General features: G+C 70.8%; 12 protein-coding genes and 1 pseudogene. 8 read left to right on the forward strand and 5 right to left on the reverse strand.

Translation table 11 applies throughout. The annotated features are described in order from the left end of the window. Window positions 1–39: 39 nt before the first annotated feature. A complete protein-coding gene (locus tag AAW13_RS42195; RefSeq protein WP_046732996.1) occupies window positions 40–2,643 on the reverse strand; it encodes a glycoside hydrolase family 2 in 2,604 nt (867 codons plus the stop codon). A 157-nt stretch (window positions 2,644–2,800) separates the two neighbouring features. Between AAW13_RS42195 and AAW13_RS42200 the strand changes: the two genes are divergently transcribed. The 5 genes from AAW13_RS42200 to AAW13_RS42220 all read left to right on the forward strand — a co-directional run bounded on the left by AAW13_RS42200 (window position 2,801) and on the right by AAW13_RS42220 (window position 8,556). Further along, on the forward strand, window positions 2,801–3,814 hold the full coding sequence (locus tag AAW13_RS42200; protein ID WP_046732997.1) for a LacI family DNA-binding transcriptional regulator: 1,014 nt from the start codon (window positions 2,801–2,803) through the stop codon (window positions 3,812–3,814). 142 nt (window positions 3,815–3,956) lie between these two features. Then, entirely contained in the window at window positions 3,957–5,054 is a 1,098-nt protein-coding gene (locus AAW13_RS42205) for an ABC transporter substrate-binding protein (protein ID WP_046732998.1), read from the forward strand. A gap of 1 nt (window position 5,055) precedes the next feature. Next, window positions 5,056–6,573, forward strand: a complete 1,518-nt coding sequence (locus tag AAW13_RS42210) for a sugar ABC transporter ATP-binding protein (protein ID WP_046732999.1) — start codon at window positions 5,056–5,058, stop codon at window positions 6,571–6,573. After that, window positions 6,566–7,528 carry an ABC transporter permease gene (locus tag AAW13_RS42215; protein WP_046733000.1) on the forward strand — a complete coding sequence of 321 codons (963 nt, stop codon included), beginning with the start codon at window positions 6,566–6,568 and terminating at the stop codon, window positions 7,526–7,528. Before AAW13_RS42210 ends, AAW13_RS42215 begins: the two co-directional genes overlap by 8 nt. Further along, the gene (locus AAW13_RS42220; RefSeq protein WP_046733001.1) at window positions 7,525–8,556 is read left to right on the forward strand and encodes an ABC transporter permease; all 1,032 of its coding nucleotides are present in this window, start codon (window positions 7,525–7,527) and stop codon (window positions 8,554–8,556) included. Before AAW13_RS42215 ends, AAW13_RS42220 begins: the two co-directional genes overlap by 4 nt. Before the next feature lie 70 nt (window positions 8,557–8,626). Here the strand turns inward: AAW13_RS42220 and AAW13_RS47310 are convergent, their stop codons facing one another. From AAW13_RS47310 to AAW13_RS47575, 3 genes are all read right to left on the reverse strand, one after another. Beyond that, on the reverse strand, window positions 8,627–9,250 hold the full coding sequence (locus AAW13_RS47310) for a cupin domain-containing protein (RefSeq protein ID WP_240528929.1): 624 nt from the start codon (window positions 9,248–9,250) through the stop codon (window positions 8,627–8,629). Between the two features lie 119 nt (window positions 9,251–9,369). Then, window positions 9,370–9,849, reverse strand: a complete 480-nt coding sequence (locus AAW13_RS42235; protein WP_046733012.1) for an MSMEG_6728 family protein — start codon at window positions 9,847–9,849, stop codon at window positions 9,370–9,372. A 3-nt stretch (window positions 9,850–9,852) separates the two neighbouring features. Continuing rightward, window positions 9,853–9,978, reverse strand: a complete 126-nt coding sequence (locus AAW13_RS47575) for a hypothetical protein (RefSeq protein WP_276207645.1) — start codon at window positions 9,976–9,978, stop codon at window positions 9,853–9,855. A 124-nt stretch (window positions 9,979–10,102) separates the two neighbouring features. Between AAW13_RS47575 and AAW13_RS42240 the strand changes: the two genes are divergently transcribed. Beyond that, entirely contained in the window at window positions 10,103–10,789 is a 687-nt protein-coding gene (locus AAW13_RS42240; RefSeq protein WP_046733002.1) for an LURP-one-related/scramblase family protein, read from the forward strand. A gap of 130 nt (window positions 10,790–10,919) precedes the next feature. On the opposite strand, the gene AAW13_RS42245 is transcribed toward AAW13_RS42240, so the two are convergent. Beyond that, window positions 10,920–11,756: a PepSY domain-containing protein gene (locus AAW13_RS42245; protein WP_107483541.1), complete on the reverse strand. Its 837-nt coding sequence runs from the start codon at window positions 11,754–11,756 to the stop codon at window positions 10,920–10,922. Between the two features lie 147 nt (window positions 11,757–11,903). On the opposite strand from AAW13_RS42245, the gene AAW13_RS42250 reads away from it, so the two are divergent. Continuing rightward, on the forward strand, window positions 11,904–12,593 hold the full coding sequence (locus AAW13_RS42250) for a response regulator transcription factor (RefSeq protein ID WP_046733014.1): 690 nt from the start codon (window positions 11,904–11,906) through the stop codon (window positions 12,591–12,593). Continuing rightward, window positions 12,586–12,922, forward strand: a pseudogene (locus tag AAW13_RS47315) (two-component sensor histidine kinase); the annotation flags it as partial. The gene AAW13_RS42250 and the pseudogene AAW13_RS47315, both read left to right, overlap by 8 nt.

Raw genomic sequence — 12,922 nt, forward strand, 5'->3', positions numbered from 1 at the left:
GGCGCACGCGGGGAGACGTGCGCCGGGACCGGGCGGGTGTCAGGAACACCCGGCCGGGACCGCCCGTGAGGCGTCGGAGATCAGCGCCTGCTGGGCAGTCCTGAGCCGTCGGACGTCGGGCTTGACGACCTTGCGGTCGTACGTCAGCAGGCCGTTGAGCTCGCCCTCGACGTCCGAGATCTGGGTGTAGACCGCGCCGTTGCCGCCCTCGCAGGCCAGGGCGTGGACCTCGGCGAGCTTGGCCAGGTAGTCGTCGGTGTACGTCGCCGGGTCGACGTCGACGTACGACTGCTGCACCGACCAGGCGTGTCCCGGTACGGCCAGGCCGAGGCCGCCGTACTCGCCGCTGACCAGAGCCCGTCGGCCGTCGGGGTTCGGCGGCAGGGCCGGACTGGGATAGCCGTGCTCGTCCATGATGTCGCCGGTGCCGCCGTCCTGCCCGAGGTTGAGCCCCGACATCGAGTTGACCAGCCTGGAGGGGTCCCAGGCCTTGGCCTGGTCGGCGATGCGAGCCATGTCGTACTGGCCCCAGCCCTCGTTGAAGGTGACCCACATGACGACCGAGGGACTGCTGATGTGCTCGTCGATCATCTGCTTCATCTCGCGCTCGTACTCGGCGCGGGCCTGCGCGGACGGGTTCACTCCCGCGGTCATCGCGGGCATGTCCTGCCACACCATCAGACCGAGCCGGTCGGCCCAGTAGAACCAGCGGTCGGGCTCGACCTTGATGTGCTTGCGCACCGAGTTGAAGCCCATGCTCTTGTGCATCTTCAGGTCGTACGCGAGCGCCTCGTCGGTCGGGGCGGTGTACAGACCGTCCGGCCAGAATCCCTGGTCCAGGGTGGCCATCATGAAGATCGGCTTGCCGTTGAGCAGGGTGCGCGGGACGCCGTCCACCTTCGCGACCTCGACCGACCGCATCCCGAAGTAGCTGCCGACGCGGTCGGCTCCGACGGTCACCTTCAGGTCGTACAGGAACGGGTCGTCGGGCGACCACAGACGCGGGTTGCGCAGGCGCAGGGTCAGCGGTGCGCCGCTGCGGCCGGTGACGGTGGCCACCTTGCGCTTGCCCTCGTAGGCGGTCGCCGTGACCGGCAGCCCGTCGCGCACGCCCTGCGGCACGACGGTCAGGGTGCCGGCGGACACGTCCGGGGTGAGCTTCAGCTGGTCGACGTGGTCGGCGGCGACCGGTTCCATCCACACCGTCTGCCAGATCCCGGAGGTCGGCGTGTACCAGATGCCGCTCGGGTCCAGGCGCTGCTTGCCGACGGGCGGGTTCTCCCCGCCGGCCGCGTCGGTGGGGTCGTAGACGCCGACGATCAGCTCCTGGGTGCGGCCGGGTTTCAGGGCCTTGGTGATGTCGGCGCTGAACTTGTCGTAACCGCCCTGGTGTTCGGCCACCTTGGTGCCGTTGACGTAGACCTCCGCCTGCCAGTCGACGGCGCCGAAGTTCAGTTGCAGCCTCCTGCCCGATCCGATCTTCCAGTCGGCCGGGACGGTGAAGGTGCGCCGGTACCACATGCGGTCCTCGTGCCGTTCGAGGCCGGACAGCTGTGACTCGACGGGGTACGGGACGAGAATCCTCTCGCCGAGCCGCTTGCCCACCGGCGGTTGCTCGCCCGCGGTGGCGGCGGCGAACTGCCAGGTGCCGTTGAGGTTCCGCCAGGCACCGCGCGTGAGTTGCGGCCTCGGGTACTCGGGGTGGGCGTTCTTCGGCCCGACCTGGTCGGCCCACTTGGTGCGCAGCTCGTACGTCGACTTGTTGGCGCCGCTGCTCCAGAAGGAGTTGACAACGTTGCCGTCGGTGCCGGCCAGGCCGCCTGCGCCGTCGTAGCGGACGTCGGCGACACCGGACGCGGTGCCGGTCTTGTTGCCGACGACGGGCTCCTTCAGCGTGATCAGCAGCTTCCGGGGGTCGGTGGCGTCCAGGCGGGCGCTGTCCAGCGGCCAGGTGGCGCCTCCGATCACGGCGTCGAAGTGCTCGCTGAGGCCGGCGGGCGGTGCGCTGAGCGGCTGGGCGAAGTCGAGGGCGAGCGTGCGGCCGGTCGCCAGGACGGCGGTGGAGACGGCGCCGTCGTAGTCGTAGCCGTCGGGCAGGCGGAACGCGGACGCGGGTACGGCCGTCTTGGTACCGCCGGGCGGTGTCCAGCGCAGATGGAGGTTGGATCCGCCGTAGTGCTCGAAGTACTCGACCTTGATGTCGTAGGCCTTGTTCGCGGTCAACTCGACCGGCTGGCCGCTCTGTTCGCGGTCCCAGTCGTCCACCCAGTGGTCGATGACGAGTTGGCCGTCGATCCACAGCCGGAAGCCGTTGTCGCCGATGATCGAGAAGGTGTGGGGCCCGGTCTTCTCCGGGACGATCTTCCCGGTCCAGCGGACGCTGACGTCGTCCGACTGGCCGGTGGCGAAGGCGAGGCGCGGCTCCAGGGTGTCGAAGTCGAGGTTCGGGTCCAGTCCGGTGGCCTTGAGCGCGTGGAAGTCGAAGGCACCGGGGGCCGACTGGGTGTAGTAATCGCCCTTGAGGCCGTGGACCTCGACCGGGTCGGCGGCCGCGGTGGCGGCGGGTGGCGCGGTGAGGCCCGCGATGCCCAGTGCCGCGGCGAACAGCAGGGCGAGGCGCTGCGCCAGGGGTCTGATGCGCACGAATCCTCCTTGACTGAGGAAGGGTGGCGGCTCGTTGCTTCAGTCTGTACAACGTTGGAAGGAACGGCAGTTGGCATGACAGCACGGCTCTGGTCCGCTGTCCAGAGGTACGACGAAGCCCCGAGTGCGGGGCGCCCATCGATGCTGAGGAGGTCCCTTGCGGGTCAGCCTGAGGGACGTGGCGGAGCGCGCGGGCGTTTCGATCAAGACCGTGTCCAACGTTGTGAACAACTATCCGCACGTCACCCCGGCGATGCGGGCTAGGGTGCAGGCGGCGATCGACGAGCTCGGCTACCGGCCCAATCTGACGGCACGTCACCTGCGCAAGGGCCGGACGGGGATCATCGCGCTGGCTGTTCCCGAGCTCGGCAACCCGTACTTCGCCGAGCTGGCCGGCGCCGTGATCGACGCGGCCACGGAGCACGAGTTCACCGTGCTCCTCGACCACACGCGGGGCGAGCGCGAACAGGAGATCCTGGTCACCCGGGGGTTCCGGGGCGGCGTGATCGACGGGCTGATCCTGAGTCCGCTGGCTCTGGAGGCCGAGGACCTCGAGGGCCGGTCCGGCGACGTCCCGCTGGTGCTGCTCGGCGAGCGCGAGTACGGTCTGCCCTTCGACCACATAGCGATCGACAACGTGGCCGCGGCCCGGTGCGCGGTGCGTCATCTGCTCGGCCGCGGCCGGACCCGGATCGCCTACCTCGGTGTGCGCACCGACTCCGTCAACCGGCCCGCCCACCTGCGACTGGACGGCTGGCGTGCGGAGTTGACGGCGGCCGGGGTGCCGGCGCCGGACAGCCTGGTGGTGCCGGTCGGCGGCTGGGACCGGGACGACGGGGCGCGTGCGATGGCCGAGCTGCTGGACTCCGGCGTGCGTCCCGACGCCGTGTTCGCGTTCAACGACCTGATCGCGATCGGGGCGATGCGGGTGCTGCACGAGCGCGGTCTGCGGGTGCCCTGGGACGTGGCGGTGGTCGGCTTCGACGACATCGCGGAGGGGCGCTTCGGCGCCGTGAGCCTGACGACGGTGTCGCCGGACAAGCAGGCCATCGCGAAGATGGCCGTGGCCTCGCTGCTGCGCAGTCTGTCGGGCCGCGAGGAGCCCGGAGGCCGCGAGTTGACCGCGAAGTTCGAACTCGTCGAACGGGAGAGCACCCTGGGCCGGCGGTGACGAGATTTCGGACAGAAGGCTTTACACGGGTCTTTCAACGATGTAAAAACCTCCCCTGAACGACGAGCACGCTGTGTAGACGCAAGAGCAAGCCTCCCCGAGAGCGCTCTCAGCTCTGGGGCCGTGCCGTTTGGGGACATCCATGAAGCCCACCGCACTTGTCCGTCGTACCACCGCTCGAACGCTTCTCGCCGCCGGACTGATGTCGAGCCTCGCGCTCGCCACCGGATGCACCAAGTCCGAGGACGACTCGGGCAGCAAGCCCTCCGCCTCGAAGCAGGACGACGCCGGCCAGGTGGTCGCCTCGCCCGGCACCGCCTCCGGCCCGACCTGCACCATCGACGCCTACGGGGGCCAGAAGACCGACCTGAGGACCGCCACCGTCGGCTTCTCCCAGTCCGAGAAGGAGGCCAACCCCTTCCGCATCGCGGAGACCGCCTCCATCAGGGCCGAGGCCAAGGCGGAGGGCGTCAAACTGCTCACCGCCAACGCCCAGTCCCAGTTCTCCAAGCAGATCAGTGATGTCCAGGACCTCATCGCCAAGGGTGCTGACCTCCTGGTCATCGCCCCGCTCAACTCCGACGGCTGGGAGCCGGTGCTGCGCACCGCGGCCGCCCGGCACATCCCGATCGTGACCATCGACCGCAAGATCAACGCGACGGCCTGCAAGGACTACGTGAGCTTCATCGGCTCCGACTTCGTCGAGCAGGGCAAACGGGCCGCGGACCGGATGATCGAGGCGACCGGAGGCAAGGGCGAGGTCGCCGTCCTCCTCGGCGCGGCCGGCAACAACGTGACCACCGAGCGCACCAAGGGGTTCGAGGACCGCATCAAGGAGAAGGCACCCGGTCTGCGGATCGTGTTCCGCCAGACCGGTGAATTCGCCCGCGAGAAAGGCCAGTCGGTCACCGAGAACCTCATCCAGTCCAAGCCCGGCATCACCGGCATCTACGCCGAGAACGACGAGATGGGCCTCGGCGCCGTCAACGCCCTCAAGGGCGCCGGCAAGAAGCCCGGCGATGTCAAGATCGTGACGATCGACGGGACCCGCAACGCCGTACAGGGCATCGTCGACGGCTGGATCTCCGCGGTGATCGAGTCCAACCCGCGTTTCGGACCGCTGGCCTTCCGGACCCTCGACACCTTCACCAAGGGCGAGAAGGTCGGACAGGACATCGTGATCAAGGACAGCGCCTACGACAAGGGCAACGCCCAGACGGACCTCGGCAAGGCCTACTGACGTGCTCTCGGTCACCCAGCTGTCCAAGACCTTCCCCGGGGTGCGCGCCCTGTCCGACGTGGACTTCACCGCGCGCGCCGGGGAGGTGCACGCGCTCGTCGGCGAGAACGGCGCGGGCAAGTCGACGCTCATCAAGGTGCTCACCGGCGTGTACCGGCCCGACCGCGGCGAGGTGACGTACGACGGCGCACCCGTCCGCTTCGTCACACCGCTCCAGGCCCAGCAGGCGGGCATCTCCACCATCTACCAGGAGGTCAACCTCGTCCCGCTGATGAGCGTGGCGCGCAACCTCTTCCTCGGCCGCGAACCGCGGGGCCGGCTGGGCCTGATCGACTTCCGCCGCATGCACCGGGAGGCGGACGAGGCGCTGCGCGGACTCGGCATCCGGGTCGACGTGCACCGGCCGCTGCGCGAACTCGGCGTCGGCGCACAGCAGATGGTCGCGCTCGCCCGCGCCGTCGCCGTCGACGCCCGCGTGGTCGTCATGGACGAGCCGACCTCCTCCCTCGAACCACGCGAGGTGCACACCCTGTTCGAGGTGATCCGCATGCTGCGCGAGCGCGGCGTCGCGGTCGTCTACGTCAGCCATCGCATGGACGAACTGTACGAACTCTGCGACAGGATCACCGTCCTGCGCGACGGACGCGTGGTGCACACCGGCCCGCTCGCCGAACTCGACCGGCTGCGGCTGGTGGCGATGATGCTCGGCCGGGAGATCGGCGAGGTGCGCGCCGAGGGCATGACCAAGTTCTCCGGTTCGCACGACACCGACGCCCAACAGGTGCTGACCGTCACTGGCCTGACGATTCGTCATCGACTCCACGACGTGTCGTTGTCGGTGCGGCCCGGCGAGGTCGTGGGGCTGGGCGGGCTGCTCGGCTCCGGCCGCAGCGAGACCGCGAAGGCCATCGCCGGCGCCCTGCCCACCGACACCGGCCGGGTCGTCGTCGCCGGCGTCCCGGTCCGGGCGGGCTCGACCGCCGCAGCGATCCGCGCCGGCATCAGCCTGCTGCCGGAGGACCGCAAGAGCGAGGGCATCATGCCGGGCCTGTCGGTCCGCGAGAACATCGCGCTCGCCGCACTGCCCGGCCTGTCCCGCTTCGGCCTCGTCGACGACACCCGCGTGGACCGGATCGTGGAGACGTTCATGAAACGACTCCGCATCAAGGCCGCCGGAGCACACCAGAAGGTGGGTGAACTCTCGGGCGGCAACCAGCAGAAGGTGCTGCTGGCCCGCTGGCTCGCCCTGCACCCCAAGGTCCTGCTCCTCGACGAGCCGACCCGCGGCATCGACGTCGGCGCCAAGGCCGAGGTGCAGACGCTCATCGACGAACTCGCCGACGACGGCCTCGCCGTGCTGCTGATCTCCTCCGACACCGAGGAGCTGATCGAGGGCAGCGACCGCGTCGTGGTCCTCAAGGACGGCGCCGTGGTCCGCGAGCTGACCGGTGACGCCGTCACCGAGGACGAGCTGATGCGCGCCATCGCCGCCGTACCCGCTGGAGAGAGCGATGACTGAACTCACCCTCGGACGCGGCACACCGGACCGCGCCCGACTGCTCCGACTGCTCCAGGACTACGGCGTCTACACCGGCGTCCTGGTGCTGCTGCTGTTCAACTTCGCCTTCACCCCACACTTCGTCTCCGCGGAGAACTTCCGCACCCAGGCCGTCCAGGTCGCCCCCGTCCTGATCGTCGCCCTCGGCATGGCACTGGCGATCGGCACCGAGGGCGTCGATCTCTCGGTGGGCTCGGTGATGGCGCTCGCCACCTCCCTGCTCTCGCTCTACCTCGGCTACGGGCCCTGGACCGCCGCCCTCGTCGCGGTGCTCGCCGGTGCCGTCGTCGGAGTCGCCAACGGCGCGCTGATCGCCTTCGTCGGCGTCCAGCCCATCGTCGCCACGCTCGCCCTGATGGTCGCCGGACGCGGGCTGGCCCTGGTCCTGCTGCCCCAGCTCAAGGACGTGCACGACCCCGACCTCGCGGCACTCGGCTCCGGCGCGGTCCTCGGCGTGCCCTACCTCGCCCTGATCGCCGCACTGCTCGCGGTGCTGACGGCCTTTGTCGTACGCCGCACGACCTTCGGCCGGCAGGCGCTGGCCATCGGCGACAGCCGCCCCGCGGCCCGGCTCGCCGGACTGCCGGTGCGCCGGGTCCTGGTGCTCGTCTACGTCTGCTCCGGCGCCCTCGCCGCGATCGCGGGCGTGCTCGCCACCGCCCGCCTCGCCGCCAGCGACCCCACCTCCCTCGGCAGCCTGATGGAACTGTCCGCCATCACCGCCGTGGTCGTCGGCGGCACCCCGCTCAGCGGCGGGCGCGTACGCGTCGGCGGCACCGTCGCGGGCGCCACGCTCATCCAGTTGCTCACCACCACCCTCATCAAGCACGATCTGCCGCCGTCGTGGACCCAGATCGCCCAGGCCGTGGTGATCGTCCTCGCCGTCTACGCGGCCCGGGAACGAGGCAGGCGATGACCACGCAGACCGAAGAGGCCGGCAGGCCGGCCGACGCCGTGAGCCGAGAGAGCGCCGGCCCCGGGCGCACCAACCGCTCCGAGCGGCTGAGCGGGCTCGCGCAGCGGCACGGGGCCCTGGTCACCCTCGTGATCGCCATGGTCGTGGCGTCGCTGGGCTTCGACACCTTCCTGACGGGCGACAACCTGGAGAACATGGCGCTGTCCTCGGCGTTCCTCGCCGTGGTCGCCCTCGGCATGACGTTCGTGATCGTCACGGGCGGCATCGACCTGTCGGTGGGCTCGCTGTTCGCCCTCGGCGGTGTCCTCGCCGCCTGGGGCTCGCAGTACGGCACGGTGGTGGCCCTGCTGCTGCCCCTCACCGTGTGCGGACTGATCGGCCTGGTCAACGGGGTGCTGATCGCCCATGTCCGACTGCCGCCGTTCATCGTCACCCTGGCGGCGATGCTCGGCGCCCGGGGTGTCCTGCTGGCCGTCACCGACGAGGGGGCGAAGACGTATCTCGTCGACAAGGACTCCTTCTTCGCCACCCTCGGACAGGGGTCCCTGGCGGGCATCGGTGTGCCCGTGTGGATCACCGTGGCGCTGTTCGTGCTGGGCGCCGTCGTGCTGAGCCGCACCAGGTTCGGGCAGTACGTCTACGCCGTCGGCGGCAACGAGGACGCGGGTGCCCTGATGGGCGCGCCGGTGGCCCGTACGAAGATCTCCGTCTACACCCTCTCCGGCCTCTGCGCCGGGCTCGCCGGCGCGCTCAACGCGGCCTGGCTGCTGTCCGGTGTGACCATTCTCGGCAGCGGCATGGAACTGGAGGCCATCTCGGCAGTGGTCATCGGCGGCACCCTGCTCAGCGGCGGGTTCGGCTTCGTCAGCGGCTCCCTCGTCGGAGTGCTGCTGCTGAAGGTGATCCAGAACGTCATCAACCAGATCGGCTCGCTCGACTCCGCCTACCAACAGGTCGTCAGCGGGGCCTTCCTGGCCGTGGTGGTGGTCGCTCAGACATGGCTGGGGCGGAGGCGGCGAGTGCTGTGAGAAGGGGAGCCGCGTGGTTCGGGCCGTCGCCGAGGGGGCATCGGGCCGCGCGCACTCCTCGACGTGCTGTTCAGGCTGCCGAACCAGGACCGGGCGGGATGTGAACGGTCATGATCAGGTGGCATGTCCCGGCACCCGAGCCGCGGTAGGTGTGGGGGGCATCGGCGTCGAACGTGGCGGTCTGCCCGGCCGCGACCGCGTGCTCGGTGCCATCGACGACGAGCACCATCTGCCCGGCGGTGACGCTGACGGTCTCCACGACGCCGGTCTGGTGCGGATGGCTGGGGTACTCCTCGCCGGGTTCCAGTCTCCAGCGCCAGACCTCTACGGGGGCCGGTCCTGACGTCGTCAGCATCAGCCGCGCCTCGCCCCCTTTCTCCCCGGCCCACAGAGGCGTGACGGCATCGGCGGACACGACCCTCACGCGGCCTTCCACCGGGCCTTCCGTCAGCGCGGACACCGAGAGGCCCGCGCGGCCCAGGCCGGCCGGCACGAGCGGGCCCTCGATGAGTCCCGACGCCTCCAGCCGCTGTGGGACCTGTTCGCCCGGCACGGTGGCTCCCTGCGGGTCGTCGCCGCGGCCGCCGCTCACCTGGGCCTGACCGCTGACCGCAACCTGCCCCTGCCGCTGCGCGGCCTGAACGCCGAGGAACGCGCCCACCTCGCCACGGTCATCGAGCAGCTCCGGCTCCACACCTGACAGCCCGCCGTCGTCCCGCTCGGACCTGGGCCCTCGACCCGGGACGACGGCCCGAGGCCGAGCATCCGCGCGTGGTGGCACCGCACGCCCCGGCCCGTGCGGCGACACGAGGGTCAGCCGTTGGCGCTGTCCGCGCGATCCGACGACGGCCACACGTACGGCAGGTCGTCGCGCACCCCGGAGAACAGGCCGGCGTACACGTCGTGGTCCTTGCGGACGAGCGCCGAACGGTGGCTCTCATGGAAAGCCTCGTCACCGAGCCAGGGCGGGAGCTCGCCGGCGGCCGCCAGTTCCGCCTGTTCACGGATCTTGGAGCCCGGACTGTGCGCGGCGAAGTCGGCGACCAGGGAGGCGGCGCAGCTGTCCTGGTGCCCCTGCTCCCGCCAGACCCGGCAGATCTCCAGGCCGTAGCGCACGAGCGCCTCCTCGTAGCCGGTCCACATCCGTACGGCCGGGTGGCGGCGCCAACCGTAGCCGGGGACGGTCAGACCGCGGAGGACTTGCAGTGCCTCGACGCGCTGCTTGCCCAGTCGGCGGCGGTCCAGCAGCAGTGCCGTCTGCCGGAAGTCGGGGTCGGGCAGGAACGTCTGCATCACTCACCGGTCCGTCTCCCGCGCGGCACGGTCGGCCTTGCGGACGTCCGACCCGCTGTCGGTCTCGGCGCCGCGCACCTGGTTCTTCACGTCCTTCGTATTCTCCGCGCGCCACGTCTGCTCCGCCATCGCGGTCCCCCTTCCCTCTGACGCGCTCCCACGGCTCACGTGATCGAACGGGCTTCGTCACGGTGTGGCTACGAGACGACGCGCGGCCGACCGGAACGCGTCCTCCGCGGAGTAACTTGCCGCAGTGACCACACAATCGAACACTCCTGACCCGAAGGTCAGTCACCAGGTGCGGCAGCAGGCCGGGGTAGCCCCGAGCGGTCTCGGCGGCGGCACCCTCTTCACCGAACCGGTCCTGGTCGTGAACCAGAAGGCCAAACTCATAGAGCTGACCAACGAGTACAAGGTCATGGACCAGCACGGCAACCAGATCGGGTCCGTGGCCGAGGTCGGGCAGAGCGCCCTGCGCAAGGTCGTACGCTTCATCAGCGACTGGGACCAGTACTTCACGCACCGGCTGGAGATCCGGGACGCCCAAGGGCAGCCGGTACTGCGACTGACCCGTCCCGCGAAGATATTCAAGTCGCGGGTGATCGTCACCCGCCCGGACGGGGAACCGGTGGGCGAGCTGGTCCAGCAGAACGTCTTCGGAAAGATCAACTTCGCCATCAACGCCGGCGGGAACCAGATCGGCGCCATCAAGGGCGAGAACTGGCGCGCCTGGAACTTCGCCGTCGTCGACCAGGCCGGCACCGAGGTCGCCCGGATCACCAAGACCTGGGAGGGCCTGGCGAAGACCATGTTCACCACGGCGGACAACTACGTTCTCCAGATCCACCAGCAACTCCCCGAGCCGCTGCGGAGCCTGGTCGTCGCCACGGCGCTGACGGTCGACACGGCTCTGAAGCAGGACGCCCGCGGACTGGGCTGACGACGGGCCGCGTCGGAGCGTCACAAGGCGCACACGTCGGGGCAGCGGGGGCGCGGGGCGGCGGGGCCCGGGCGCAGTCCGCCACCGCCCCCTTTGGCGTCGTGCGTTCCGGGATCGGCGCCCCGGCCCTCTACGCGTCGTCCGATCCGCGGCCACGACCATGGCCATGACCCGACCCGTCTTCCGATCCGGCATGCCTCCGGTGGCCGGACGCGCCGTCGTCCGGTCCGCCGTGCCTCCGGTGGCCGGACGCGCCGTCGTCCGTGCCGGGACGGCTCCGGTTGTCGTCCGTACCGTCGCCGGAGTGGTCGTGGCGGTGACGCACACCGGCGCCCCGTACCGCGCTGACCTTCCCGGAGCCGGTGGTGACCGTCACCTCGTGCCCGGTCCCGTCCGTGCCCGTGATCCCCACCTGCCAGACGGCCGACCGGCCCCCGTCGTCGTCGATCTCGACGGACGTGACTGACCCCGGGACCCGGGAGAGCGCCGTCCGTACCGCCGCGGCCAGACCCGTGCTGGCGGAGCGCGCGAGGGAGGCCTCGCCGCGGACGTCGGTGCCGTCGGCCCGGCTGCCGGTGACCATGCCGTCGGCGGCGTCTACGGTCACCTCGTGGCGAGCGCGGCCGGCGGTGACGATCTCGACCTTCCAGACGGTCAGGCCGCGGTGCTCGTCGAGTTCGACGGCGGTGACCGTGCCCGGCAGCGACGCCACCCCCGCGTCGGCGGCGCGCACGGGGCCGACCACCGTACCCGTGACGGCGCCGTGGCGGGCGGAGGCGGTCGCGGAGTCGTCCGCCCCGCCCTGGTGGCGGCCCCGCGAGGTCTCAGCCGACGCGCTGTCGCGGCCACCGTCGTCGGCGACGGCCACCGCGGTGACGGCTCCCACCCCGCCCAGCACCGCGGTGGCCGCGAGCACGGCCGCCATGGTTCGCCGACGGCCCGTCGTGGCACTCCGGGAAGTGTTCATGCTGCGTGGTCCTTTCACTCGGCTGCGGCCGGCCACGTCCTCAAGGGGCGTGGCCGGCCCGACGTCGACCACCTTGCGGGAGCGACCCTGAAGCCACGCTGAAGCTTCCTGAAGACCCCTTCAGGAACGGTCTGCGACCCTGTGGGCATGCGCCTGTTGATCGTGGAGGACGAGAGACGCCTCGCCGCCGCCCTCGCCCGTGGCCTGTCCGCCGAGGGGTTCGTCGTGGACGTGGCCCACGACGGAGTCGGCGGTCTGCACCTGGCGCAGGAGCGGGACTACGACCTGATCGTGCTGGACATCATGCTGCCCGGGCTCAACGGATACCGGATCTGCGCCCAGTTGAGGGCGGCGGGCGACGAAACCCCGATCCTGGTGCTCACCGCGAAGGACGGCGAGTACGACGAGGCGGAGGGCCTCGACACCGGCGCCGACGACTACCTCACCAAGCCGTTCTCCTACGTCGTCCTGCAAGCCCGCATCCGCGCCCTGCTGCGCCGCCGCAACCGGGCCGCCGCCGCCCCCGTGCTGCGTTTCGGGGACCTCGCCGTCGACCAGGGAGCCCGCCGCGTCGCTCGGGCGGGAACCGAAATAGCCCTGACCGCCCGGGAGTTCGCGGTCCTGGAGCACCTCGCCCTGCGCGCCGGACAGGTGGTGTCGAAGACGGACATCCTCGCCCACGTCTGGGACTTCGCCTACGACGGCGACCCCAACGTCGTCGAGGTCCACGTCAGCGCCCTGCGCCGCAAGCTCGACGCCCCCTTCGGCCGACGCACCATCACGACCGTACGAGGCGCCGGATACCGTCTGGAGACCGACGGGGGCCCCGTTGCCTAGACCGCTCGCCTCCGTCCGGGCCCGCGCCGCGCTCGCCGCGACGCTGGTCGTCGCCGTCGCCCTGGTCGTCACCGGCGTCGCCGTGGTCGCCGTACTGCGTCACAACCTCACCGACCGGGTGGCCCTGGAATCCGAGGTCGCCGCCCGTACGGTGGCGGGCGCCCAGGCGGCGCTCACCGGGGACTTCACCGCCCTGGACCTGCCGGACGGCCGGGACCGGCTGGTCCAGGTCGTCGACTCCGGCGGTGGGGTGCTCGCCTCCGGAGAGGCGCTGCGCGGACGCGGCGCGCTCACGGACTTCGCCTCCGCTCCCGCCTCCGCCCCCGCCC

This window comes from Streptomyces humi (genome assembly GCF_001005085.2).
In the GTDB taxonomy this organism is placed as follows: Bacteria; Actinomycetota; Actinomycetes; order Streptomycetales; family Streptomycetaceae; genus Streptomyces; species Streptomyces humi.

Bases quoted from the DNA above. Each gene is read 5' to 3' on its own strand.
- AAW13_RS47575 (WP_276207645.1), bottom strand. From the start codon at position 9,978: ATGGCGGAGCAGACGTGGCGCGCGGAGAATACGAAGGACGTGAAGAAC.
- AAW13_RS42245 (WP_107483541.1), bottom strand. From the start codon at position 11,756: ATGAACACTTCCCGGAGTGCCACGACGGGCCGTCGGCGAACCATGGCG.
- AAW13_RS42220 (WP_046733001.1), top strand. From the start codon at position 7,525: ATGACCACGCAGACCGAAGAGGCCGGCAGGCCGGCCGACGCCGTGAGC.
- AAW13_RS42205 (WP_046732998.1), top strand. From the start codon at position 3,957: ATGAAGCCCACCGCACTTGTCCGTCGTACCACCGCTCGAACGCTTCTC.
- AAW13_RS42215 (WP_046733000.1), top strand. From the start codon at position 6,566: ATGACTGAACTCACCCTCGGACGCGGCACACCGGACCGCGCCCGACTG.
- AAW13_RS42250 (WP_046733014.1), top strand. From the start codon at position 11,904: ATGCGCCTGTTGATCGTGGAGGACGAGAGACGCCTCGCCGCCGCCCTC.
- AAW13_RS42235 (WP_046733012.1), bottom strand. From the start codon at position 9,849: ATGCAGACGTTCCTGCCCGACCCCGACTTCCGGCAGACGGCACTGCTG.